The sequence below is a fragment of the Microbulbifer sp. A4B17 genome (assembly GCF_003076275.1).
In the GTDB taxonomy this organism is placed as follows: Bacteria; Pseudomonadota; Gammaproteobacteria; order Pseudomonadales; family Cellvibrionaceae; genus Microbulbifer.
The window spans coordinates 1,454,529-1,481,211 of record NZ_CP029064.1; the positions used below are offsets into that span (position 1 = coordinate 1,454,529).

A 26,683-nucleotide genomic window follows, 5' to 3' on the forward strand; every position below is an offset into this window, starting at 1 on the left:
CTGGTGCTGTTCTACAAATCATGGACAAAAAGAGAATATGGATCGCTTGAGACAAGAAGGTCTGGGAATGACTTCCCAGCGAACCCGCAATCGCTTGATCCAGCGATTGCGGGAAGAGGGGATTTCTAATGAAGAAGTGCTGGATGTAATGGCATCCACCCCTCGACACCTTTTTTTGGATGAAGCTCTGGCTATTCGAGCTTACGAGGACACCGCCTTGCCCATCGGTTATGGCCAAACCATCTCCCAGCCTTACATTGTTGCCCGTATGACTGAACTCCTGCTGAGTCGAGCAAAGTCTCTACACCGGGTGCTGGAAGTGGGCACTGGCTCTGGCTACCAAACGGCCATTCTTGCCCGTTTGGTGGAACAACTTTATTCCGTTGAGCGTGTCGAACCTCTATTGGAAACTGCTCGCCATAGGTTGGGAGAGCTGGGTTACAACAATGTAGAGTACAAGCTCAGTAGTGGGGGCTTCGGTTGGAAGGAAGAGGGGCCCTATGATGCAATCCTGGCCGCAGCGGCACCTGCAATAATTCCCGATGAGTTGCGAGAGCAATTGGCGCCCAACGGGGTTTTGGTAATTCCGGTGGGTGCTGAACAGCAATACCTGACGATGGTGACTCGCCGTGAGGACAGTAATAAATTTGATGTGGAAAAGTTGGAAGCGGTGCGCTTCGTGCCTTTACTGGGTGGTGTGGTTCGATGAGATTTTCTGAGGTTCTGAAAAGTCGTTATCCCGGAGTCTTACTTCGGGGAATGGCAATGGGTGCTGCCGATGTGGTACCCGGTGTCTCTGGGGGAACCATCGCTTTTATAACCGGCATTTACCAGGAGCTTCTGGACTCCCTCAGTAGAATCGGCCCGCATTGTATTACTTTGTGGCGGAAAGAGGGGTTTATGTCCACTTGGCGCTATATCAATGGGGGCTTTTTACTCTCCCTTTTCCTTGGGATTTTGCTAAGTGTTTTTAGCCTGGCTCACCTGATCAGTGGTTTACTGCAAAATTACCCAATAATTGTCTGGTCTTTCTTTTTTGGTCTGGTTCTCGCCTCAATTGTTCCTATTGTAAGAAATATCCCGCGGTGGTCACCATCCGTAATGGTATTTCTGGTACTGGGTATTGCGCTTGCAGTTACAGTGAGCGAGATGCGCCCCTCGGAAATACCGGCAACGCCCCTGACATTGTTTCTGTCTGGAGCCTTGGCAATATGTGCTATGGCCATGCCGGGAATCTCTGGTGCTTTCCTGTTGCTGTTAATTGGGATTTACCCCAAAGTTTTGGCTGCGGTTCACAACTTACAAATTGCAAATCTTTTGTGCTTTGCTGCAGGGGCTGCAATAGGCTTAATGCTTTTCAGCCGATTGCTGTCCTGGTTGATGCGCAAGTATATAGCCAGGACAATGGCATTTCTTGCCGGGGTTTTATTGGGTAGTTTAAAGATTATCTGGCCCTGGAAGTTGCCGGAATCTGGGGGAATAGAGGTCTCCAGCAAATTGGCTCCAATGTTATCCAATACTTCTCCGTTAACTTTTGCCGAACAGACTGGTAACAATGCCCATTTGGGAAGTGCAATCAGTGCGGCTCTAGTGGCAATGATCTTAGTCCTCGCTGTAGACTTCTTTGGCAGGGGGCACAGAGAGAAGTCTTGCGCCACTCCGCAATAAGGTCTGGAAAATCTCGGTATGGCAGCGTTTTATCAAGCTTTTTCAGACATTTTTGGAGCTTTTCTTTAGACACTTTTTCCATAAATGCCGTGGTCTGATGTAAAAAGAGAATAATGGAATGTCATCTTTTGCAACCTTTTGAGCGCCGATGTTGGCGGAACAAACTCCCTAAAATCGGTCATTGTTTATGGGGGGTGTTAAAAATATTAGGCTTGCTGATTTTGCTGCAGGCCATCTCCTCCTGTTCCAGCCACAAGGCTCCTTCAAGCTCCCTGCGCCAGCCACCCAGCATCAAGATTACTCATCATACGGTTAGTAAGGGGGATACCCTCTATTCCATAGCCTGGCGTTACGGTAAAGACTTTCGCCACTTAGCAGCGATAAATGGCATCCGCTCCCCTTACCAGATATACCCGGGACAGAGAATCAAGCTGGCTGGCTCTGTGCCAACCAAGAGCACTGTCAGTGCAAAAAACAAGCAAAAAGTGCCAGTTACGAAGACCAAGCCAAAGACGACACAGCCTACTACCGCTAAAAAATCTTTAACATCAAGTACGAAGCGCCAGACAACTACATCCCGGCGAAGTGGATCAGTCAGTTGGCGCTGGCCCGCCAAGGGGAAAGTGATTAGTCACTTCCGCTCTGGAGACCCGCTGCGTAAGGGAGTTGATATCGCGGGTGAAAAGGGAGAATCTGTACTGGCAGCGGCTGATGGCACCGTGATCTACGCAGGAAGCGCCTTGAGAGGTTATGGAAAGCTGCTGATCGTCAAGCACGATGAGGTTTACCTCAGTGCTTATGCACACAATCACCGGCTGCTCGTAAAGGAGGGCAGCAGGGTAAAAGCGGGGCAAAGGATAGCGGAACTGGGTTCGAGTGGTACCGACCGCAACAAGCTCCACTTTGAGATTCGCAAAAACGGTCAGCCAGTAGACCCTCTTGCCTACTTACCGTAAGTTCGTGGCCGCAGTAAAGCTCTGTAAATAAAAATGGACTTTTAACTAGTACCACTTGAGGTAGTCACTGTAATCGTGGCCATCCCAGGGTCAGCCGATTCAGTGGCTGTCGCCACATGCCCGCGGCATTGATAGTTGTCTGATCAGTGCACGAGTGTGTTGTGCGGCTGAAATTGGCAAAGTACAAGGAGCAGGGGAAATGGAAGCACAACGGCAAGACCAGTCTATGACTGGCCAGGCAGAAGACTTTCCTCCTGAGTTAGACGTTGAAAATGATGAGCAGAAATTAGGTTCAACTGAAGCAGGTGTTAGTCGCTCGCGGAAATCTGCGGCTAAAGCAAATTCCGCACCCTCCCAGGCAGAGAAAAGTAGAGTTTGTAGATTGGATGGCGATGGCCATTTGCAGAAGAATCTCGACGCTACTCAGCTCTATCTCAATGAAATTGGATTTTCCCCCCTTTTGACCGCAGAAGAAGAGGTGTATTACGCGCGCAAGGCTTTGCGTGGAGATGCTGCGGCAAGAAAACGAATGATCGAGAGCAATCTTCGCCTCGTGGTAAAGATTGCTCGCCGCTACGTTAGTCGAGGTCTGGCACTGCTCGACCTTATTGAGGAAGGCAATCTGGGCCTGATTCGAGCAGTGGAGAAATTTGATCCAGAGCGAGGCTTTCGTTTTTCCACTTACGCTACCTGGTGGATACGTCAGACGATCGAGCGGGCAATTATGAATCAGACCCGAACTATTCGCCTGCCCATCCATGTCGTCAAGGAGCTAAATGTTTACCTGCGGGCATCACGTGAACTGGCGCAAAAGCTGGATCACGAGCCCTCTGCAGAAGAGATCGCCAACCTCCTGGAAAAGCCGGTAGAAGACGTTGAGCGTATGCTTGGACTCAACGAGCGGGTTACTTCTGTGGATACCCCCATTGGGCCTTCCTCCGAGAAGACTTTGGTGGACACTATCCCGGATCAGCATGAATCTGATCCTGCAGAGCTGCTGCAGGACAGTGATCTTTTTGACAGTATCAACCGCTGGTTAGGAGAGCTTCCCGACAAGCAGTGTGAGGTCGTATCGAGGCGCTTTGGTCTACGTGGATTTGAAGCGAGCACCCTGGAGGAAGTCGGGCGTGAAATAGGGCTCACCAGGGAGAGAGTAAGGCAGATACAAGTAGATGCACTGAAGCGCTTAAGAGAAGTTATGGAGAAGCAGGGGCTCGACGGGCAGTCCCTATTTGGCAATTTGTAGTCTCTTCTCCTTCTGATAACCCCACAACCAAGTACTGGTAGTGGGGTTATTTATCGCTTTTCTTCAATGAGTGGAAGAGGCCTGTTGGCAATTACTTCCTTACCCAGCGCCCCAGGTTGTCCTGGTAGTACTCTCCTGGAGATAAGCGAGATTCCAGCTTTTCAGCTGCTCGTGTTGCCACCTGGGCAATATCAATTTTATTGCGCTCAGCAATTCGAGCGTAAGCAGCCTTACGCTTGGCATTAACTTCCTTAACCAGTTTTTCCAACTCTGGGGAGCTGGCATCTACAATGGCGATGTATCCGCTATTGGCTTCTCCAACCAGCCCCTGGCTTTTGGCTTCATTCAGGGAAATTGCCATTGCGGGCAGGGCGATTAGTATGCTCAATGCCAAAAAGGCTTTCATCAATGTCTTCATATCTTGCCTCCTCAGAAAATTCCTTCCTTGTCATCAAATAAGTTATCCAGGTCTTTATCCACCTTGACCCGAATCTCGTGTTCGATCTTAACATTCAGGTTTACTGTAATAGGCTCGCTGGGAGCCTTTACCGCTACAGTGGGGGTGCACCCTGTAGCAACCATAGCGTATAGCAGCCCTAAAGGAATCAGTCGGCTGGCTTTCATTAGACACTCCTCACAGTACCTCTTTGGTACTCTTTTACTTTTTGTACCTAGCCCGTGTTGCCTGCTTGGTTCAGCAGGTTTATTGGATGCCGGCAGACTCAGGTATTCTATTGGGTCAACCTTAACCAGTGATGAACCAAGCAGGTTTGTACTTGCAAATGAAGGCTACTTTACTCCAGACCTATTGGTCCAGCTGCTTTTCCAGGGTTTCGGTTAAGTCGCGGCTGGCTTGGAGTGACCGCAGCATGTCGGGGATATTATTTTCAAGGTTCAGGTTGATTATCAAGTCCCGTTCAGAATCAATAGCTTCACTGCGTCCAACCAGCTTTAGCTGGAGTTGGAGATCCCCGCTTGCAAGGTAGTTTATGCTGCCTTTGAACGTTCGAAACTCATAATCCTCCAGCGCATTGGCTATCAGCTTGAGTTGGGGATTACTTGCCAGCATCTGGGGAGAAAAGGCTCCGTAATAACGCAGGTGTCCACCTGGAGCTTCCCCCTGGAGTTGACCTGACTCCACAGTGATGCCTTCTGCTCCAATAACTAAGGGTATTGATAGGTCGATAAATCCACTTGCCTCAAAATTTCCTGAGCCAGTCTCTTGGGCCAAAGCCTCCAGAGAAATATCTTGAGCATTCACAGTACTTTTGCGAGTCTTTTTATCGAGATTCCAAACGAGGGCCGGTGAAGTTACTTTGCCTTGTAAAAAGTCGGCAGAAAAATTATGTAAAGTAATATCCTGTTGTTTATCCAACTGCAGTGACAACTGGATATTTTCCATTGGTAAACCTGCGTTAACGGATTCTATTGAGAGAGGGATCAGATTTGGTGTGACCCAGTGCCCAGCTGTATTTTCTACTTTCAGGTCCCCTGTAATACCAGTGGCAAAACTATCCTTAAATATCACTGCGATGTCTGCCATATTAACGTGAATAGTATCTCCTGGCTGGGTTGGCAAAGATAAGGAGCCTCCAGCTGTTAGTTTTCCGGATACGATATTGATAGGGAGCCCTTTGATGGTATCACTCAATGTATGATTAGAGTCGAAAGCAATATCAGGAATAGAGATTTGTACTTCCCCAGAAGACTTTAATAGGTTGTAATGGCCGCTTAAATCAATTTTTATTGTACCCGCCACAATTTGGCTGCGACTTGTTATTTTGTTGTTTTGTAAGGATAGTGTACCTTTGGCTGAAGAATTAACAGAGTAGTTTTCCGGAGTCTCTACCTCTAACTCGAGGGCTTCAAAATTACTCTCCAGGTCTATTTCCCCATTTTTTATCTTAACACTATTCTCGATAAGGTTGAGCTGTCCTGAGAGGGAGAATTGCTCGGAAGTAATCTTTCCGAGCTGGCTATCTATTTTGGGGCTGGTACAGATTATAAGCCCAGTTATTTTGCAGTTTACCGTCGGCACTTTTACTTCAAGGTTGCTAATCTTAACTTCTGTAGCATTTGTTTTTTCAGCGGATACCTTAATGTTTTCTAATTTTAATTTGTGGTTTACATGGCTGCTTTCGATCTGTATTTTTGCAGTTGAGTGAAGATTCGTGATCGTGAGTTTTTTGACTTGATCAACAAGCTTTGGGACCCTTGTCTCCAGTTCAAAATTGCAAGTAGTAATACCTGAAAGGTAACACTGGATATCGTCAGCTGCCATTAATAATGAAGAGTTACTATTGGTCGAATCTACTTTTGCAGTTATAGCTCCTCTTGTAATTTTTATATCTCTGTGGCCTGGAATACTTAGATCGCCTATGATGAAAATGTTGTCTTCAATATTTGCCTGAAGCCTGCTTTGCCGTAATCCAGTAGTGCTTAGCGGTAAATTTTTATTCGATGTGGGAATTGAAATATCTAAAATAACTGTTTTTCCGGGGATCAATTCTAACTTAAAGTTGTTTATCTCTGGATCGGCTATATTGCTGAGTGAGCTTAATTGGAGTTCACCCTTGAATGCGACTTCCCCTTCGGTGATATCTAGTGGTAGAGCCGGGAATTGCCTGAGATATAGAGGTGAGTTAAGTACAGTATTTGCACCAGATAGATAAAAAGTACCTTCAGTCTCTAGTTTTGGGGCTGTGGCTGATGTGCTTGAGTAAAAATCCATTTTGATTAATGGAGTTTCGGTGGTTTCATCTATCCTTAAGGAAATATCGAGTTCACCATTTCCTTTGATATATTGGGGTTTAAATGGGAGTAGTGATTTAGCCCCTATTTCAATTGGACTTTTCGTGGATAAGTAAGTTTCTATAGTAGAACTAATGGGACTGTAAGGAATTGAGGCCTTTAACCCGCTACCGCTAAGCTGAAGCTTAAAATCCTGGTAGTTTGATTTCAATAGCAGATTATCCGGTAGGTTAATGCTACCGGTAGCTTCTAAATGACCTGACGCTGTTAACTTGGCCGGATTATTTACATGGGGCTTAATTATTTCTACAAGTGGGGATATAGTTTCCAGGTTTGATATTACTCTACTATTTAAAGTCCATGTATCAGCATCCTTTCTGATAATAGTTATATTGGCTTCGGATAGATTTTTTGAAGTTTTCGATAATATTCTGGGGGATATTTTAATTTCTGATGAGCCTAATTCAGCTTTGAGTGATAATTTAAGTTTACCGAGCTGAGGATGTCTAAATGGGGTTTCGGCATGAATATTTACATCATTGCGTACTATATTTAAGGGGCCGCCGGTCAGAAGGCTATCGAACGCCATTTCTTTAACTAGTACTTTACCAGGTAGAAAGCGAATTAAATTTTGGCTTATGCTGCTTAAGGATAATATTTTGTTGTTGGTGACATTTTTTACGGGGGGATGTTTATAAGTAACGGCTTCAATTGTAGAATCTCCAACTTGCATACTTCGGGTTAGCTTTTCTATTGAAAGCTCAATTTTTTGAGTGTTATCACGGTCATAAATAATATGGAAAGGATAAACAATCTTCACTCCCTCTAGGAGTATATCACTATCTATGCTGGATTTTAGACGGACTTCTTTAATAGATACCTCTTTAATGCCCAGTCGTAATCCGGTCAATTCCTGAATAACCACTTCTCCAGAGAAAATATTGATTAGCTGCGAGGCAACAATATCTTTTTTCCACCAACTGGCTGTTATAAGAAAGACTAAAAAGCAAGCCAGGGTAATGATGGTAATACGGAGTTTGCTCACACTGAACCTCAGAACTCCCAAAGGAGATTAGCTCAAACTTACATCTATTATTCATTAAAAGGTAAGAGCAGGGCTGCTTTAGAACCTTGCTTCTATCTACCGCCGAGTTTATCAGATTGGATAAGTTATACTGGCTACCATTTGTAACCAATTGCAACCATTTAGGATTTAAACCTAAGTTATATGAAAATGTTAGGCGGATCGTACTTTTACTTGTATTGATGACCGAATCTTTAAATAGGTTTTCAATATCAAGTTGTGGTTTCTGATAGTTTTTATTTTGTCAGTGATTTTTCAATGACGTTTTCGCCTTCGCAGCGGAAGCAGGCACGGCAATAGCAAGTAAAGTAAGGGCTATGAACAAGCAGTAACGCAAATAACTTGTGTCCTTTACATGGAACCAAATGAGCTAGGCGGCTATAGTCCGGTTTTTAAGTTGGGTGATAGGGAACTCTAGCCCGGAGTAGTATTTTGAGTTCAGTTCATCGACAGTATTTCAGGTGAGATTCCCCCAATTAGTCGAATTCCTATTGCTCTGGAAGGGCACATAATGACTGAGGATGTTTCAATAATGAAAGACAGCCAGCCAGAGGCCATTTACCTTAAAGATTATCAAGTACCAGATTACCTGGTGGATGCTACTGATTTACATTTTGAGCTGGAACCCAAGGCAACTTTGGTCAAATCTCGCTTAAGTATTCGTAGAAATCCGCAAGCGGGTTCAGGCTTGCCGCCCCTACTACTGGATGGTGTCGATCTAGAATTACTTTCAGTTTCTTTGGATGAGACCTTGTTGTCTACATCTGAATATCAGGTTTTACCTGAAGGCCTGTCTATCCCTGTAGAGAAATCAGAATTTCAGTTGGAGATCCATAATCGTATCAAGCCTGAGGAGAATACCTCATTAGAAGGGTTATACCTCTCCAATGATATGTATTGTACCCAGTGTGAAGCTGAAGGATTTAGAAAAATCACTTTCTATCCCGATCGACCGGATGTTATGTCCAAATTTAAAACCACAATTGTGGCGCCGATGGACCATCCGATATTACTTTCCAATGGCAATGAAATTGAGAGAGGCTTATATGAGGATGGTCGTCAATTTGTGACTTGGGAAGATCCTTTTGCCAAGCCGGCCTATCTATTTGCGCTGGTAGCAGGAGATTTAGAATATGTTGAAGACAGCTTCACAACGACTTCTGGGAGAAAGGTAAAGTTACAGATCTTTACTGAAGCGAAAAATATTGGGAAGTGTGATCATGCTATGCGTTCCCTTAAAAATGCAATGTGTTGGGATGAAGAAACCTACGGAAGAGAATACGATCTGGATATTTTTATGGTGGTTGCTGTTGATCATTTCAATGTCGGGGCCATGGAAAACAAAGGGTTGAATATCTTCAATTCAGCTTGTGTGCTCGCCAGCCCAGAAACAGCGACGGACTCAGCTTTTCAGAGTATCGAGTCAATTGTTGGACATGAGTATTTTCACAACTGGTCTGGTAACAGGGTTACTTGTCGTGATTGGTTCCAGTTAAGCTTAAAAGAAGGCTTTACTGTATTTCGCGATGCGGAGTTCTCTGCAGACCTCAACTCCCGAGCTGTTAAGCGCATAGAAGATGTTTCCCTGTTGCGCACTGCGCAGTTTGCTGAAGATGCTGGACCTATGGCTCACCCTATCAGGCCAGACTCTTATATAGAAATTACAAACTTTTACACCCTGACCATCTATGAAAAAGGTGCAGAAGTGGTGAGGATGATCCATACCCTTTTAGGAGCCGAAGGATTTCGTAAAGGAAGCGACCTCTACTTTGAGCGCCACGACGGCTATGCGGTAACGTGTGAAGATTTTGTAAGGGCAATGGAAGACGCTAATCAGGTTGATTTACAGCAATTCCGTAATTGGTACAGCCAAGCGGGTACACCAGTTCTCGATGTGACAGATAGCTTTGATCAATCGAAAGGTAAATATAGGCTGATTATTCGCCAGTCCTGTCCCCCATCGCCAGGTCAAGAAGAGAAACTACCATTTCATCTACCGATAAAAATTGGATTGTTGGGGGCCGATGGTGCTGATCTTGCAATTAATGAGCAGGGTGATACTGAAACAGTCTTACAGCTGAAAGAGAATGAGCAAGTCTTCGAATTTTCCGGGCTTGCAGAGAAACCTTTACCCTCGTTATTAAGAGGATTTTCTGCTCCAGTAAAAATACGCTACGACTACAGTACTGAGCAACTCCTGTTTTTAATGAGAAAGGATACGGATACATTTAATCGATGGGATGCGAGCCAGCGCTTAGCATTAAATGCCTTGAGTGATCTTCAGGCAACTTTCCGTAAGGGAGAAGAACTGCAGGTTCAAGCAAGTCTAATCAGCGCTTATAGAGAAGTTTTACAGGACAAAGAACTTGACCTTGCACTAGTTGCAGAGATTTTGCAGCTACCTAGTGAGCAATTTATTGCAGAAGAATCCTCTTCTATTGATGCTGAGGCCATTATTGCTGCACGGGAATTCGTTAGGAAAGCAATTGCGGTCGAATTATTTGACGAATTCCACAAACGCTATCTGGAGTTAAACACGAATAAGACCTATAGCCCTAATGCATCGGATATCGCACAACGGCGTCTGAAAAATACCTGTCTATCTTATATGTGTGTTACGGAGACTGAGGACGCGTTAGATATAGCCCAAACCCAGTTTGAAACGGCTGGCAATATGACAGATAGTGCAGCTGCACTTGCTGTTATTATTAATCATGCAGCGGAGAAGCGTGCTCAAGATTTAATTAGGGAGTTTTATGAACGCTGGAAAGCTGATACTCAAGTCGTAGAGTTATGGTTGAGTCAGCAGAGTTGCAGTCCGAAACGTGGTACATTGGAAAATGTCCGTGCACTTATGCAGCATCCCGCTTTTGAAATGAAGAATCCCAATAAAGTTAGATCGGTAATTGGTGGTTTTGCCAATCGCAACTTTAAGCAGTTCCATAAGAAGGATGGTAGCGGATTTGAGTTTGTTGCTGAGCAGGTTCTCGCGCTGGATAAACTCAATCCACAGATTTCCGCAAGAATGGTTATACCGATCACACGCTGGAAGAAATACTCTGGGGACTTGGGGGGTAAAATGAGAGCCGCTCTGCAAAAAATTTCTGACTCAGAGGATTTATCTAAGGACTTGTTTGAGGTGGTCAGTAAGAGCCTGATTTAAAACGATTGCTTGATCGGGGTATGCAGAGCATGCCCCAGAATTTTAGAGGATTTCGTTGCTTTTTTCATTGCCCAGCTGAATTAAATGTAGCTGGGTTCCATCATTATAGAGCTCTGTAATTGATGTATAGTCAGGCCTGAATTGTTGTACTTTTTGGTGTTTTCGGATATGGGCCACTACTGAATTGATGACCATAAAATGGCAGAATATTATGGTGTCCTCAGAAAGGCTTTCCAAATATTTGATAATGCCATCACGCCAGTTCATTTGCTCCCTATCAAAAGGGTCCCATCTTCCATTAAGCAGTGTTCGTAACCAGGACAGGCGCTGGGTACTGGGGATGTCCTCTGGAGTGGGTATCTCTGTTACTGCATTTTCAATCACTATCTCTATATCCCAAACTTTGGCCAAGGGTTTGGCTGTTTGTTGGGCGCGTAGTTTTGGGCTGCTGATTAATTGAACTTTCTTGAGCGTGGAGAGTTTCAAGGCAAGCTCTTCTGCTTGCCGGTTACCCTCATCTGTAAGTATTGGGTCAGAGATGTATACCCCTTTAGCTGCTTCCCCATGCCTGATTAAAAAAATTTTTGCCATTTATGCCGACCTAAAGATAACCATTCAATATATCGTCGGGTATATGTTGCCATAAACTGAGAAGCTCTGGGGAGTTAAACGATCTGGCTGAGGGGTGACTGCCAAATCGCTTGCTGTGTTTACCAGAAAATTCGGGCCAGCTATCGCCAGGGTTTCCTGTCTCAGCAAAATTTAGCCAAGCTTGTTGCATTGAGGCGCTCAATATTTGGGGATTTTCTTCAGCACCATATAAGGCTTGTAGTGATTGATCGCTATGGGTACCAAATACATAACCGAGTTCAACGGCATGACAGGCTCCTAATAGGGGCTGAGCCGCAAGTGGTTGTGCAAAGTGATAGTGAAAGTTCTCCCCTTGATGGTTTTGTAGGTGCCGCAGTCCCGGTAAGGTAAATACCATGTCTGTGAGAAGCAGGTTCCAGGCTCGGCTCCATTCTGGCCAGGGGTTGTCTGTCATTTTTTTTGCTAATTGGTAGTAATGACTAAGTAGGGGCTTTAATTCAGATTCAGGGATGAGCCACTCTAAATGGGTGCAAATTTGCCGGTAGTCAAGGGTAAAGCTTTCGGGGTTGATCGCACTGAAAAGGTTCCACTCCTCCAAGTTGTTACCTAGTAGGAGAGTTGTACCATGGGTACAGGTGAGTTCTTCCTTGGCAAGAAAAAGCTCTTCGTCTGCAACAGGCTTAAAGGGGAGTTGCCCCCATTTGGCTGTCATTGATGTGTCTGAAAGTATTTCTTTCTGGGCGTTCAGGAGAAGTTTTGGAGAACAATTCATTAATGAGGTGCCGCCAGAGATCTTCTCCAAGTGGCGAATAAAAGTTTTGCCAACAATATTGGCACTCTGCTGGGAATGAGCCGCTCTTGGGTGTCCACTCTGAATAATAGCGCGTCGTATTAGGCCTTTACATTGTGGTATCTCAAGTATGGAGGCAATACTCATTGCCCCAGCCGATTCACCAAAGAGCGTAATATTATTGGGATCCCCACCAAATGCAGATATATTTTTTCTCACCCATTTCAAGGCGGCTATTTGATCTAGAAGACCTTCATTGCCAGTAGAGGGTATATCGCTGATATCCTTTAAACGCAGAAACCCTAGTGCGCCCAAACGATAGTTGATAGTGACGACAATAGCCCGGCTGCTGGCTGCTAGGTATCTACCATTGTAAATATTCTGACATCCTGATCCCATGTAGAAAGATCCACCATGAATCCAAAACATGACAGGCAGTTTCTTTCCTTGTGACATCGCCGGCGAGAACACATTCAAATAGAGGCACTCCTCCTTTTCTGGAAGATTTCCATTTTGGTCGCGAACCTCCATAAGGGTCGATGAATTTTGCGCTGCTGGAGAACCAAAATTGTGTGCATGAAATGGGTTGTTCCAACTATTTAATTCTTGCGGTGGTAACCACCGTAAATTTCCCACGGGAGGTAGGGCGTATGGAATCCCTAAAAACTTATATACGCCAGTCTCTTCATCTGTGGTTCCGATAATTGGCCCGGCAGGCGTATCAACAACTGGAGTCGGATTTTTGTTTAAGTGCCTGCCAATTTCCGGGTCTGTAGTCATTTGTAACTTCCTAATCTTACTGAAGTTAGCGCGAAAACTGTTTTTCCCCTAATGCTGCCTAACTCTTCCTTGAAAAGGTTTTGAATTACGTCCATACAAAAGTAGTGCGCGTAAAAACGTACTGGCGTAATTGTTTTTTTATGGAGGGAAATTAGTAAGGCAATGTATTAGTGAATCTAGTCACGGATGGGCTCAAAGTGGGGTATTTTCCGTCTTTAAGCTCAGGCCATGAACTGTGTATTTAGGAAGTTGCACCGTTTGAAGTTGGTGAGAGCATGATTGCGAAAATCTTTGACAAATCCACGGGCTCGATCGATGAGCGATCGTTGGAGGGGCTAACTCTGACCTCTCCTGGTCTAGTCGAAATGCCCGCAGATCCAGAGGAAATTGCGTCTTTTTCCAAGGACGGAGTAGACCTCGTTATTGTTTTAAAATCTGGTCAGATCATCATTATTTCAGGGTTCTACCTGTTAGACGAAGATGGTGACCATAGTGAGTTGGTGCTGACCGGGGCTGAAGAGCCCCTCATGTTAGCCTCTAATGGAGATTTAATCTCTGCCTTTGCTGCAGCTGGCGGCGCATCTTACCCTGCGCCTGCACCAGTTAACCCTGGTGTTTCTTGGTGGATTCCTGCATTAATTGCCCTTGGCGTTATTGTCATCGCTATCGCTGCTAGTGATGACGATGATGATGATGGCGATCAATTCTTTATACCCGATTCTGATGCTGACGCGGATTCGGATGCCGATGCCGATGCCGATGCGGATGCTGACGCGGATGCTGACGCGGATGCCGATGCCGATGCCGATGCCGATGCCGACGCGGATGCTGACGCCGATGCCGATGCCGATGCCGATGCCGATGCCGATGCCGATGCCGATGCCGACGCGGATGCCGATGCCGACGCGGATGCCGACGCGGATGCCGATGCCGACGCGGATGCCGATGCCGACGCGGATGCCGACGCGGATGCTGACGCAGATGCGGATGCCGATGCCGACGCGGATGCCGACGCGGATGCCGACGCGGATGCCGATGCCGACGCGGATGCTGACGCCGATGCCGATGCCGATGCCGATGCCGATGCCGATGCCGATGCTGACGCAGATGCCGACGCGGATGCCGATGCCGACGCGGATGCCGACGCGGATGCCGACGCGGATGCCGATGCCGACGCGGATGCCGATGCCGATGCCGATGCCGATGCCGATGCCGACGCGGATGCTGACGCCGATGCCGATGCCGATGCCGATGCCGATGCCGATGCTGACGCAGATGCGGATGCCGACGCGGATGCCGATGCCGATGCCGATGCCGATGCGGATGCCGATGCCGATGCCGACGCGGATGCCGACGCGGATGCCGATGCCGATGCCGATGCTGACGCAGATGCCGACGCGGATGCCGATGCCGATGCCGACGCGGATGCTGACGCCGATGCCGATGCCGATGCCGATGCCGATGCCGATGCCGATGCTGACGCAGATGCCGACGCGGATGCCGATGCCGATGCCGATGCCGATGCTGACGCAGATGCGGATGCCGACGCGGATGCCGATGCCGATGCCGACGCGGATGCCGACGCGGACGCCGATGCCGATGCTGACGCCGATGCCGATGCCGATGCCGATGCTGACGCGGATGCGGATGCGGATGCCGACGCGGATGCCGATGCCGATGCCGATGCCGACGCGGATGCTGACGCCGATGCCGATGCCGATGCTGACGCAGATGCGGATGCCGACGCGGATGCCGACGCGGATGCCGATGCGGATGCCGATGCGGATGCCGATGCGGATGCCGATGCCGATGCTGACGCGGATGCCGATGCCGATGCCGATGCCGATGCCGATGCCGATGCCGATGCCGATGCTGACGCGGATGCCGACGCTGATGCCGATGCGGACGCTGACGCTGATGCGGATGCGGATGCGGATGCGGATGCCGACGCGGATGCCGATGCCGATGCCGATGCCGACGCGGATGCTGACGCCGATGCCGATGCCGATGCCGATGCCGATGCCGATGCCGATGCTGACGCAGATGCGGATGCCGACGCGGATGCCGACGCGGATGCCGATGCCGATGCGGATGCCGATGCCGATGCCGATGCTGACGCGGATGCCGATGCGGACGCCGACGTAGATATCGACATAAATATTGATATCGACATTGATATTGATATCGACGTCGACATCATCATTATCAATATCGGACATCACCCGCACGAGCAGAGCGCGCTTCATGGAAGTGATGTAGCGACTCTGGGTGGCGACGGAGATATGTTGGCAGATCCGTTATTCACTTGGGAACCGGACGGAGATGCCGATGCCGATGCCGATGCCGATGCCGACGCTGATGTAGACATCGATATAAATATCGACATCGACATAAGCATTGATATCGATATTGACATCACTATCATCAATATCGGTAAAGGTTCCGCCGACGGACTAGACGGCCTTCTGGATATCGACGTTACTGCTGAAACGAGCGTTGATATGCTGGATAGTGGTTCCGGCTTAGACCTTGATGACCTATTCGAGTCTGAGAGCAGTGATGCTCAAATATTCGAGTCTGCTGGAGATGAGGTGGGTACAAATACCAGCCTGAATTCTAGTGAGGCAACAGGTGATATTGGGGTGCTGGCTGCAACTGACAGTGCAGCAGTTCCGGAAGATCCTGTCGGAGATATGTGGCAGCAAAATGGCTTGAATGACACTTAGATCAGAAAGCTTAAAATTAACTTAATTACCGGGCCGTAAGGCCCGGTTTTTTTTGGCTAGACTTTTGTAGCCACTCTACTAAACCGTCAATGCAAGCGACGATAGAGTGTTTAACATCCAGTAATCATTGATAAGTGAACATAGTGGAAGTGTTTAAACAACTATGGAAAATGCCATTTGCATTTATTTTGGTATTTTGGGCGCTAATAGCTGATGCTGATATTTTTAGTTCGTCGTCCGCTACTGAAGTTATTAGTCCAAGTAATATGGATCTGGAGATTAATGATCCATTAAAGCAATTATCCTTCCGAGATTATGAGGAGGGAATTAACCGAAATGAACTCAATATGCTTGAAGTGGTGCATCGAGCAGTGGGATGGCACCCATTAATTGCAGAAGCAATAGGAAATCTATATCAACAACGACAGGGTGTTCGGGCTGCTCGATCTGGCTATTTCCCCCAGCTAAGTGCTGGTATCGTGGCGGGCCATGATTCTGAATACAAAAGTGATGGGGATGGCCACGCATTCCAGGTAAATATATCGCAAATGGTGTACGACTTTGGCAAAGTATCCAGTAGCGTGGATTTTGCAAAAGCTGGTGTACAACGATCTCAGGCTGAAGTTCTCCAATCTATAGATGAAGTTGCTAGAAGAACTGCAAAAGCCGCAATTGAAGTTCAGAGATATCAGTCGTTGCTTGTTACATCTGACGCACAAATTCATGGCGTTTCAGCAATAGCCCAACTTGTACAAATTCGAAAAGAGCGAGGGGTTAGCTCTCGTTCAGATGTTCTACAGGCGCAGTCCAGGGTTGATGCAGCACAAGCTTCAAAGCAACAGGTAGAAGCTCTGTTGCGCCGATGGAGAAGTACTCTTCAAAATCTTACTGGTTTCCGATCTCCATTTAGAGTGACTATGTACGTTCCTGAGGATGTAGCTCAAGCGTGTGATGTCGAGTCTTTTAATTTAATGTCGGTGCCGGATGTGCTTATTGCTGAAGCTTCTAGAGCTGAGGCTGAAGCGCAATTAAAGTCGGCGAAAGCAAATACGTGGCCGACTTTTACTCTGGACGGCAATGTAAATCAGTATTTGGATCAAAATTATGTCGATGCAAATGCGCTAAATGAAAACGAAAAAGCAATCTTTTTTAACGTCTCCATGCCTATTTATCAGGGAGGGAGGATATCTGCAGGTCGGGAAGGGGCAAATTATGCTCTCCTGTCAGCTGATGCTGCAAGGGATACTGCGCAGCTATCTGTGACCCAGAAATATCGTGAGGCGCAGGAAGAGGCTGAAGGGCTTATGCGTAGTTTGAGTGCATTGAGTGCCAGGGAAAGTGCAATTGCTGAGACGAGAGACCTTTACAAGCAACAATATGCCACTCTCGGAACCCGAACTCTTATTGATTTGTTAAATTCAGAGCAGGAGCTTCATCTGGCACGGCAGGAAAAAAATAATACGATTTTCGACCTGCATCTATTGAAAATAGACTGCTTACATAGTCGTGGTGGGCTGCGTGAAGCATTCAAGCTGGATGGGACTGAGATTCAGGGCGTGGAGGTGTTGCCTTGAGCGGTGATCAATTAAATAGTATTGACGATGATGATAAGCCAGCTATAAATGCGACAAACTCTTCGGCTGATTTCAATCCCTGGTGTGAAGCGATTATTTCCATCGCTCGGCATTATCGTGTTGATTGCTCCTCTGAAAGAGTGCGAATCGCAGGAAACTGGGGAGGTTGCACCTCAATTGAAAGTGTTGTCCGGCAGATGGCACGTCAAGCTGGACTTACCGTAAAGTTCTGCCCATTCAGTGAATCTGCCATTAACTCTTGGCGCCTTCCCATAGTTGCCCAAATGATCGACGGACAATTAGTTGTAATAGAGTCAGTCTCTAAAGAGGGACAGTTGAGCGTTACATACTGCGGAGATGCAGGGTTAAAAAGTAGTGTTTTCCTGGATGAGCTAAAGAACAACATCCTGAGTCTAGCAATTTTCCGCCCAAGGCGGACAGCAACAGATTCCCGTGTAGATGAATATGTAAAGCCTGGAGATAAGCATTGGTTTCGCCGAATTATTCTCCGAGACTTGAAGCCTTACTTTCATGTAATGATTGCGACAACAGTGGCTAACTCTTTGGCACTGGCAGGTATTGTCTTCACGAAACAGGTTTATGATAGGGTGATACCAGCAGAATCCTTACCCACCCTTTATGTGCTTTTTAGTGGTGTTGTTGTTGCCATTATTTTCGATTTTATTATGCGAACTATGCGGATCAGGGTGACCGATCTATTGGGAAAACGCGCCGATATACGTACGTCTGATCTTGTGTTTGGTCATGCTATTAGGATAAAAGATCAAGCAAGGCCAAAATCGACAGGTAGTTTTATATCGCAAATCAGGGACCTTGAGCGAGTAAGGGAGCTGTTTACATCGACTACTGTTTTGGCCCTTGCTGATTTACCTTTTTTTGCCCTCTTTTTGTTTGTTATGTGGTGGATTGCAGGGAGTCTTGCAATCATACCTCTAATTGCGGTTTTCTTATTAATTATACCCGGGCTACTCCTTCAGCCAAGGCTCGCAACGTTATCTAAGGAATCAATCAAAGAGAGCGCTCTTCGAAATGCGATGCTTATTGAAACAGTTCAAGGACTGGAAGATATTAAAGCAATGCAGGCGGAGCAGCGTTTCCAGGGGCAGTGGAACCACTTCAACGCAGTAACCGCAGAGTCCAGCTTAAAATTGCGCTATCTGGTGGGATTATTATTGAGCTGGACACATAACGTTCAATCATCTGTTTTTGCTGTTATTGTGCTTGTTGGGGCGCCGATGGTAATGGTAGGGGATTTGACTACCGGTGCGCTGGTTGCAGCCTCAATTCTTGGTTCACGGATGATGTCTCCGATGGCAAATATTACTCAGGTATTAAGCCGTTGGCAGCAAGCCCGATTTGCAATGAAGGGAATTGATCAAATAATGCAGCTACCAGTTGATAACCCGGAAGATGAAAAAAAGGTACAAAAGTCATCTATTCAGGGAAATTATCATTTCAGGCAGGCTGTTTATAATTATGGAGATGATACATCTGAACCTGCTTTAGTCATTCCCGAATTAAAGATTCAACAAGGGGAAAGAGTTGCTATTTTGGGCCGAAATGGCTCTGGCAAATCGACCCTTTTACATGCAATGTCTGGTTACATTGAGCCCTCTCGGGGTCAATTGAGGCTGGATGATGTAAGCCTTGCACATATTGATCCCGCTGACGTCAGGCGGGATGTATCTTTGTTGAGCCAGAAAACTGGACTCTTTCACGGCACTATCTATGAAAACCTTGTTTTAGGTGCACCCTATGCCAGTGATGAAGAAATATACTGGGCTTTAGAGATGAGTGGTGCCAAGCCCTTTGTCAGTAAACTGTCAAAAGGCTTGGGATGTTTGATTCAGGAGGGTGGCCATGGCCTTTCTGGGGGACAAAAACAATCATTGCTTCTTGCCAGGTTACTCTTGCGTCAACCTAACGTGCTTTTGCTAGATGAACCTACTTCTGCATTGGATGAAGCTACTGAGAAACAGTTTATCCATGCATTATCAGAGTGGAGCGCCGAGAGAACAGTGGTTATTGCAACTCATAGGACCAGCATCCTGAGTTTTGCAGAGCGAATAATTGTGTTGGATGGCGGACGGATTGCATTGGATGAACCGAAAGAAAAAGCCTTATCGATTCTATCCCGGCCAAAAGATACTAAGAAGGGTGAAAAAGTTTCCTAGATAGTAGGTTGGAGAAATTACGATGTCATTTCCCGATGGTTCCGACTTAATATCAAATCCCCGGCGTGAGCCAAAACGCGTAGCACTTCTGGATATTGATTCCCAGGACGATGAAAAACAGTATGGAGAGGATGTTGATGATGCATCTTTGATACGCTCTGGGAGAATAGTTTGGGTATTCTTCTTCTTGCTTGCTGCTCTTATCACTTGGTCATATTTTGCTAAAGTTGATGAGGTTTCATCCGGCAGTGGTAAAGTCGTTCCCACATCACGCTCACAGATTATTCAGTCACTGGAAGGCGGAATACTAGCGGATCTTAAAGTTTCTGAAGGCGATATTGTTGAAAAGGGAGAGGTATTAGCTCAGCTGGACCCTACTAAATTACGCTCAAATGTGGAAGAAATCTCAGCTCGTTATCGGGCGGCGCTAGCCAGCGTAGCGCGTTTGAGTGCAGAGGTGAATAAGAAACCAGTTAGCTTCCCAGAGGAACTTTCCCAGTATACAGAACTGATAGCTAAAGAGAAAAAACTTTTTGATACGCGACAAAGAGGCTTAGCTGAGTCTCTCAAAGGGTCGAAGGAGACGTTGGAGTTGGTAAATAAAGAACTGGCAATAACCAACTCTCTGGTGAAATCAGGTGCGGCCAGTAGTGTTGACGCTTTGCGCTTGCAGAGACAAAAATCAGAACTTGAAACAAAGATTAATGAAATTCAATCTATATATATGGTAAAAGCACGTGAGGAGTTGGCAAATTTTAGTGCTGAAGTTGAAGCCCTTTCATCCGTGGTAGAGGGTCGATCCGACTCATTAACGAGACTAACTCATAAATCTCCGGTAAGGGGTATAGTTAAGGCTATCGAAGTTACCACGATAGGAGGTGTAATTCCTCCAAACGGTAAGATTATGGAGATTGTGCCTCTAGATGACCAACTTTTAATCGAAGCCAAGATTTCACCTCGGGATGTTGCTTTTATTCGTCCTGGACAGGCAGCCAAAGTAAAAATAACTGCTTATGAATATGCAATTTATGGTGGCCTTGATGGTGAGGTAACGACAATATCTCCTGATACTATACAGGATGAAATCAAACCAGGTGAATATTACTATCGTGTATTTATCCTTACGGAAAAGGATTCTTTGATTAATAAGATGGGGAGAAAATTTCCAATAGTCCCTGGTATGATTGCAACAGTGGATATTAAGACCGGTTCAAAAACAATCTTTGATTACTTAATTAAACCTATCAATAAAGCCAGCGAGGCTCTGCGGGAAAGGTAGTGGTGGAAAACAGTGGTCTTTAATAGATTATTTTTAACTGTGTTTTGTATTATCTTTGGGGCGCTTGGCTTTTGGCGGAGTGCTGTAGCAGATAGTAAAAAAGTTACTCTAACTGCAGAAGTTACTGTAGAGAACCGTTCTGAGTATGATGTTTTAGGGTATGTGCATAGGATTTCTATGCCCGTAGAAAACGGTTTGCAGCAATCATTAAAAAACGTAAGGTATAATTACGAAGAAAAAATGGTATATAAAAACCATAAAAGAGGAGATTCAAAATACTTAGAATTTAAGCTGGACATTCCTGCTGGGAAGACTGTGAAACGAGTGATTCATTTCGACCTTCTCTTGACCTCTTATGATTATTCTCAAATCTCTCGTGGCCGGGAACCTTTCCCAGCTAGTAATTACCTGGAGCCGGCTAAATATATTGAGTCGGACTCCATGCCAATAAGAAAATTGTCAACGGGTATACAAAATACTTTTACCGATGATGAAGGTCGGTTAAGGGCTGCATTTTTATTGCCACAGGCTGTTATCGATTACAAGGTTCAGCCTACCAAAGGAGCACTCGCCGGACTCGAATCTGGGGAGGGAGATTGTACTGAATATGCTGCGTTATTTGTAGCCTTGGCTCGTTCGATGGGATATCCGGCAAGAGTAACTTCTGAATTTCTTTTCACCAAGAGAAAGAAATTTAAACAGCCAAATCATCATGCAGCCGAAGTATATATGAATGGCCGATGGATGCCTGTTGACCCAAATCTGGCTCAAAAGTCTCGATTTGGTTACGGGTTTGGTAGGGGAAAACTAAGTAAAATAACACTTACAAGGGATTTTACCTGGGTGTGGTCCAACTTATGGCCAAAAGACTTTCGAGAGCATGTCGGGAAAACAAATGTCGCTATTGCGTGGACTCTGCAATAGCGACTTAAATTGTTCATTCAGCTTCAATAGGTTGCCCTGTTTTTTGAAGCTTGTCCAATAAAGCCGGAATGGAACCAAAATCTGAATCTCGCCTGGACCCTTTGAGAAGAATTAAATCAGAGTCCTGAAAAAAATCTGCCAAGTAATTTACCAAAGGAGCTGCTTCGGAAAAGTGCGGCCCTAATATTTCTTCTGGTAATACTTGACGGAGGTATTTCATTTCCTCGCCGTGAGTTACCACCCAATCGACTTGACTTTGCATAAGGGGATCGGAAAGGCTTTCATGAAGCTCTTGCGCTTTTTCTCCTAAATGTACAATTCTTCCTAGTACGGCGATTTTCCTTCCTTGATCCTGGGCTTCAGTTTGTGCAAAGACAGAAAAGGCGTTTAGCATTGAACTCACAGTAGCATTCCAGCTGTCATCGATCAAATTGATTGATTTTCCATGTATTTTCATACTGGTGCGCTGTAAATGACTATCGTCTAGTCTGAGCTCTTGCAGCTTTAATGCTGCCTCATCAAGATCTCTATTCAAAGCATATACAGCACAGATTGATGCTATTGCATTATGTAGCATACCGAGACTGGGTGCTGGGACACGTAACTCCAGCTCTCTTTTAGGGAACTTTAATTGCACCCAACTGCCTGATTCGTCGGTACGTATTCGTAAAATACGCACTTCGGCATTGGGGCTTTCTCCAAAAATAATTATCCGCTTTGCGTGCTTTTTAGCTTTGTTTAAAACATAATCAAAGCACTCCAAGTGTTCCCCTGCAATAGCTATTGCTGGGCCAGTTAGACCGTCGTAGATACGTGACTTCCATTTGGCTGTATCCTCTACAGACTTTACATGGTGACTGGTTTGGGACATTCCAATTTCGGTGATCAGGGCTATAGTGGGTTTTACTTGACGGGTAATAGGACCGCGTTTCATCCATAGGGCACTCTGTGCAACTTCTATAACCGCGACTTCGTGATCCTGATTCAGGCTGGCCATCATCGTAGGTGCACCGACACGAGAATTATAATTTCCCAGACTGGATAATACCTTCTCCCTAGGCCCCAGCATCTGTTTAATCATTTTTAGTGTGGTTGATTTTCCCGCGGTACCTGTTACGGCAATCACATCGCCATTAAACCGCTCTCTCGCAGCCAACCCTAACTCAATGATTACTTTGATAGGATCAGGTACTTCAAGAACAGGCAGGTCTTTCGGAATACCAGCTACAGGTTTAGAGACAATCACTCCTGCGAGTTTATTAGCAAAAGAGGGAAGCTTTTGATGAAAGTCCCAGAATTTAGTTGGTATCTTGGAGCTTCGTTCATGATAAACACGATCAAGGTTGGTATGCGCTACAAACAGTATTGGATCTAGGGACTCTTCTATAAAGCTACTCCCGGAGATTACGCTGCGAACAAACCATCCTTCGGGAGGAGGCACAAGCCATTTTCCTCCAGCGATAGCTGAAATTTGTTCTGCATTCCAGGTTTGGCCGGGGTGATGCTCAAATACACATGGAGGAAAATCTTTATTGTAGACAGGGGCTTTAGACCTCTCTGCTAGTGTTTTACCGGAAAGATTAAGCTGTGTAATCATTCCACCTACAAGCACAGGTTTTATCTGAGCTGTATTTGAAATCAGGCCTACTGCCAGATGGAGGTGGATTGGCTGGATCTCACTCTTGGCAGGAGCCCTCAGTCCATAAAGGTCCCGGTAAATAACTCCTGGTTGCCACCGGCTCGTAGGTACTTGCCAATCACAGGGGTCGTGATCCATGGATTTACCCCAGTAGGGCATTGAGGTTTTACGAATTGGTATCGCTCGGAAGTCGAGTCGGAAATCTTCCTGTAGCTTGTAATCTGTAGTCCAGAAAGATTCCACCCAAAGCATCTGTCTGGATTTAATCTCACGAGGGTAAAATCTCACTCCTAGTAATTTAAGTGGCCCACACTCGATAGTTGGAATACGTGCATCCAGAGGTACTTGATCTACGGTCCAGTTGGGTTTTAGTGGCCGTTGATCCGTGATGGCATCGCGCTTGTATTGAGTTTTAAAAATTTTTGGAAGCTTACGGTATTGCCTTGCCGGAGGTGAAAGCTGAATAGTGCCACTGCCATCAGAATTTTGAGTCAGTTGTGTACCCAAATTTAAACAGGATTCAGAGTAGCGCTGAGTAAGCTCCTTAGCTTTATCCCCGCTCAACTGTTTGCTAAAGCCAAATCCAACTCCCACTGGGACAAAGGTAATTTGCTCTACTCCTTTTTCACTCAAGTGCAGGCGAAAAATTCCACTGTCAGCAAGACTTTTGCGAACAGCATCAAACAGTAGATCACCAGCATCATGGATAATCGGTCTGTCGCGATATATTTCAACGCCTTGCAGGTTGTGTGCACTGGTGCCAAGTATTCCATCAGCTCCGGCATCAATAATTGCATGGCCGATTGCTATTTCATCTTCACTGGGCACTGGTTCCTTGTTCTTTCCCCAGTGAACAGCAACAAATACAAGATGGGCTTTCTCTCTTGCCGCAGAGATACGTGGTTTCAAATTATCTAGCCAGAGATGGGGTATTGTAAGAGGCAAATGGGCACAACCAGCAGTATCAGGTCCTGCAGCAAACCGGGGTTGGGTAGCATCAAGGGAGAATATAGCAATATTCAGTCGGCCGGCTGGTCGATAGACTGGCTCTAAGGCCTTATCGATATTGATGCCTGATCCGCAATGGCCGATACCTGCTGAATTGAGCCAGTGCTGTTGCTCCATAAGAGCATCGGGGCCATAGTCTCCACTGTGATTATTTGCTGTTGCAACGATATCTATTCCTGCATCCATGAGAACCGAAAGCATTTCAGGGCGGGCTCGGTAGTAGTAGGGAGATGATTCTCCTTTACTGATTCCCTGTTCGCCCTCAGTGGCAACTACACATTCCAGGTTTATCACACTGATATCTGCTTTTTTTAGTGCAGTAATAGTACCAAGAACTTTTTCGGTACCAAATTGGGCTGTACGGTAATGTTGCCTGCGGGATAAATTGACATCCCCTCCCCAGGCTAGAACTGGCAGGGAGTTATGGGGCTCAACAGGGGGCTCACTTTCCATTTCGAGAGTTTTCTCTTCAAATTTTTGAGGTATATCTCCAAGGGTAAGAAGATATTTTCGGTAGGCAATAAAGCCGGACAGGTAGTGCTCTACATCATCAATCCTTACCCTGAAAGCGTGATGTCGAATAAAGAAGCTTCCAACAATTTTCTTGGGGTTACGGAAGTACATGGCGAATTCAGGCCAAAAGTACCCATTCAATAGATACATAGCTCGTTTGTGTAGAGCGCGATAAAAATGTTCCAGATCCACCTGATCGAGCAGGTATTGGAATTCAGGTTCCCCCTGCAGGCGAGTGACCATTTTCTCTGCGGCCATCATCAGTTCAAGCAGGGTTGGGAAGGTGGTTATTCTGTTCTCAACAAAATCCAGATAACTGGCAAAGTTGCGAATACCAAACTGATAGTATTTCTCTTCGGGGCGGTAGATTGTAAGTTCATTGACACAATAGCTAAGCCAGTGATCATGAGCACGCCAGTGGTCAGCATGGATAAAGTAGTCAAATGCTTTTTCTACCAGTGACAGCCAGCGGGAGTCTTTTGTGAGACCATATAGGCGCATTAAGCCGAAGGCAGCTTCGCCATCATAATAGATAACTCGATATTTATCTTTTACCTGGAGATCTGGATATTCAAGAACATGAGAAAATTGTCCAGTAGCAGGGTCCTGCATATATTCTATAGCGAGAGCCAGTTGCTCCATTAGTTCGGCATATTGATCAGTTTTTGAGACTTCCGCGTACTTGACTAGAGCCAATATAGAAACTGCATTTCCTCCAAGTTTGATTTCGTTGTTTTCCTCTACCAAGAATGCGCCTGTGGCACCTGAAGGCAGTATTGCTGTTTTAATAAGATCTTCTGTCAGGTGTTTTAGTGATCGAAGTATGGAGTTCAATAGCGTCTCGTCACCTGTGACCTCCCAGGCTTCGATCATTGCGTAGGTACTGCTTGCATGGCGCAAGTTATTATAGGTATCGATTTGGCGGTCGAAGCAAGCGTGCCAGCCATAGAAAAATGCCCCGTCTTTTTTGACTTGGCTGCTTAAGTATCGACTGCTTGATTCAATAAACTCGGTAACATTACTGATAGTCAGTTTTTCAATGATACGTCGACCTGCATCCAGGCCTGGACCATATAGAGCAACCGGGTTTTTCTTAGGTTCGAAAAACAGCCCCTCTGTCGATAGAAGGATAACTGGTTTATCCTCAGAAAAATCCAGTTCGGTATTAGGTCCAAAACGTTGTTTGGCATAGGATAAAAAGTTGTTCTCATTGATAATGACATGGTTAATTTTATTGCCGCCATAGAGCATGGCATTAGCATTAAGCTCCTGCTCCAGGAAGGCCACTTCGCAGTCGCCATCCATTGCGAGTCCGTAGCGGAAATATGATCTTTTAGTGTCATGGAGGATCTCTTCCAAACTCGCAAGGGTCATTACCGTTTTTTGTGTTACCCAGTCCACTCGCAGCCAGCAAGGGTCCATCTTGCTGGCGTTTGCAGCTTTTTGAGTGGACTTAGCCAATGACTGCCATGCATTCGGAAAGTCTGTAGCTGTTATATGTCTGACTAAGGCACGTCTTTTACCATCACTAATGGAGAAAAATAAAGTGTAGGGGGGGCGTAGCCTAGTCACAGCCTGCTCTACTTGAGCGCGCACTTGGACGAGCATGTTGGATAGGGACATGTCGCGAGTTATCTCTCTATTAAAAAAGCGTGGCAGTATTTTTTCTGCTGATGGGGTCGGGTGCTTTTCCTGAAGGAGTATAGACGTGAGGAAAGATTCTGCTTTTGGTGGTTTGTACGGCAGTGATGGGATGGCAAATATTTTTTGTTTTATCTGTCAATGTGGGTTTTCAA

Annotated in this window: 17 protein-coding genes and 1 pseudogene; 11 read left to right on the plus strand and 7 right to left on the minus strand. The window is 46.0% G+C overall.

The window, feature by feature from the left end; all coding sequences use genetic code 11:
• Positions 1 to 37: 37 nt before the first annotated feature.
• The 4 genes from BTJ40_RS06445 (at position 38) to rpoS (ending at position 3,870) form a co-directional block, all read left to right on the plus strand.
• Positions 38 to 709: a protein-L-isoaspartate(D-aspartate) O-methyltransferase gene (locus BTJ40_RS06445; protein WP_192879383.1), complete on the plus strand. Its 672-nt coding sequence runs from the start codon at positions 38 to 40 to the stop codon at positions 707 to 709.
• Positions 706 to 1,668: a DUF368 domain-containing protein gene (locus tag BTJ40_RS06450; protein WP_108732318.1), complete on the plus strand. Its 963-nt coding sequence runs from the start codon at positions 706 to 708 to the stop codon at positions 1,666 to 1,668. The genes BTJ40_RS06445 and BTJ40_RS06450 overlap by 4 nt, the downstream gene beginning before the upstream one ends.
• A gap of 203 nt (positions 1,669 to 1,871) precedes the next feature.
• Positions 1,872 to 2,624 carry a peptidoglycan DD-metalloendopeptidase family protein gene (locus BTJ40_RS06455; protein WP_369974281.1) on the plus strand — a complete coding sequence of 251 codons (753 nt, stop codon included), beginning with the start codon at positions 1,872 to 1,874 and terminating at the stop codon, positions 2,622 to 2,624.
• A gap of 199 nt (positions 2,625 to 2,823) precedes the next feature.
• On the plus strand, positions 2,824 to 3,870 hold the full coding sequence (gene rpoS / locus BTJ40_RS06460) for an RNA polymerase sigma factor RpoS (protein ID WP_238152149.1): 1,047 nt from the start codon (positions 2,824 to 2,826) through the stop codon (positions 3,868 to 3,870).
• Positions 3,871 to 3,961: 91 nt separating this feature from the next.
• On the opposite strand, the gene BTJ40_RS06465 is transcribed toward rpoS, so the two are convergent.
• From BTJ40_RS06465 to BTJ40_RS06475, 3 genes are all read right to left on the minus strand, one after another.
• Positions 3,962 to 4,288: a YdbL family protein gene (locus BTJ40_RS06465; protein WP_108732320.1), complete on the minus strand. Its 327-nt coding sequence runs from the start codon at positions 4,286 to 4,288 to the stop codon at positions 3,962 to 3,964.
• An 11-nt stretch (positions 4,289 to 4,299) separates the two neighbouring features.
• Entirely contained in the window at positions 4,300 to 4,494 is a 195-nt protein-coding gene (locus BTJ40_RS06470; protein WP_108732321.1) for a YnbE family lipoprotein, read from the minus strand.
• A 181-nt stretch (positions 4,495 to 4,675) separates the two neighbouring features.
• Positions 4,676 to 7,666, minus strand: coding sequence for a YdbH domain-containing protein (locus BTJ40_RS06475; RefSeq protein ID WP_108732322.1), 2,991 nt, complete (start codon positions 7,664 to 7,666; stop codon positions 4,676 to 4,678).
• Positions 7,667 to 8,216: 550 nt separating this feature from the next.
• Between BTJ40_RS06475 and pepN the strand changes: the two genes are divergently transcribed.
• Complete coding sequence (pepN, locus tag BTJ40_RS06480) at positions 8,217 to 10,868, plus strand: aminopeptidase N (protein ID WP_369974272.1); 2,652 nt, start codon at positions 8,217 to 8,219, stop codon at positions 10,866 to 10,868.
• A gap of 42 nt (positions 10,869 to 10,910) precedes the next feature.
• On the opposite strand, the gene BTJ40_RS06485 is transcribed toward pepN, so the two are convergent.
• On the minus strand, positions 10,911 to 11,459 hold the full coding sequence (locus BTJ40_RS06485; protein WP_108732323.1) for a histidine phosphatase family protein: 549 nt from the start codon (positions 11,457 to 11,459) through the stop codon (positions 10,911 to 10,913).
• Positions 11,460 to 11,469: 10 nt separating this feature from the next.
• A complete protein-coding gene (locus BTJ40_RS06490; RefSeq protein WP_108732324.1) occupies positions 11,470 to 13,029 on the minus strand; it encodes a carboxylesterase/lipase family protein in 1,560 nt (519 codons plus the stop codon).
• 275 nt (positions 13,030 to 13,304) lie between these two features.
• Between BTJ40_RS06490 and BTJ40_RS23055 the strand changes: the two are divergent.
• Positions 13,305 to 13,484, plus strand: a pseudogene (locus tag BTJ40_RS23055) (BapA prefix-like domain-containing protein); the annotation flags it as partial.
• Between the two features lie 180 nt (positions 13,485 to 13,664).
• Here the strand turns inward: BTJ40_RS23055 and BTJ40_RS22460 are convergent.
• Entirely contained in the window at positions 13,665 to 15,275 is a 1,611-nt protein-coding gene (locus BTJ40_RS22460; protein WP_304598653.1) for a hypothetical protein, read from the minus strand.
• 36 nt (positions 15,276 to 15,311) lie between these two features.
• On the opposite strand from BTJ40_RS22460, the gene BTJ40_RS22465 reads away from it, so the two are divergent.
• The 5 genes from BTJ40_RS22465 to BTJ40_RS06515 all read left to right on the plus strand — a co-directional run bounded on the left by BTJ40_RS22465 (position 15,312) and on the right by BTJ40_RS06515 (position 21,727).
• Positions 15,312 to 15,755 carry a hypothetical protein gene (locus BTJ40_RS22465; protein WP_192879436.1) on the plus strand — a complete coding sequence of 148 codons (444 nt, stop codon included), beginning with the start codon at positions 15,312 to 15,314 and terminating at the stop codon, positions 15,753 to 15,755.
• A gap of 143 nt (positions 15,756 to 15,898) precedes the next feature.
• A complete protein-coding gene (locus tag BTJ40_RS06500) occupies positions 15,899 to 17,329 on the plus strand; it encodes a TolC family outer membrane protein (RefSeq protein WP_238152150.1) in 1,431 nt (476 codons plus the stop codon).
• Positions 17,326 to 19,524 carry a type I secretion system permease/ATPase gene (locus BTJ40_RS06505; RefSeq protein WP_238152151.1) on the plus strand — a complete coding sequence of 733 codons (2,199 nt, stop codon included), beginning with the start codon at positions 17,326 to 17,328 and terminating at the stop codon, positions 19,522 to 19,524. Before BTJ40_RS06500 ends, BTJ40_RS06505 begins: the two co-directional genes overlap by 4 nt.
• Before the next feature lie 22 nt (positions 19,525 to 19,546).
• A complete protein-coding gene (locus BTJ40_RS06510) occupies positions 19,547 to 20,803 on the plus strand; it encodes an HlyD family efflux transporter periplasmic adaptor subunit (protein ID WP_108732325.1) in 1,257 nt (418 codons plus the stop codon).
• Between the two features lie 12 nt (positions 20,804 to 20,815).
• Positions 20,816 to 21,727 (plus strand): transglutaminase family protein, encoded by a 912-nt coding sequence (locus BTJ40_RS06515; protein ID WP_108732326.1) that lies wholly within the window; start codon positions 20,816 to 20,818, stop codon positions 21,725 to 21,727.
• A 13-nt stretch (positions 21,728 to 21,740) separates the two neighbouring features.
• On the opposite strand, the gene BTJ40_RS06520 is transcribed toward BTJ40_RS06515, so the two are convergent.
• Positions 21,741 to 26,510: a CapA family protein gene (locus BTJ40_RS06520; RefSeq protein ID WP_108732327.1), complete on the minus strand. Its 4,770-nt coding sequence runs from the start codon at positions 26,508 to 26,510 to the stop codon at positions 21,741 to 21,743.
• Between the last annotated feature and the right edge of the window lie 173 nt (positions 26,511 to 26,683).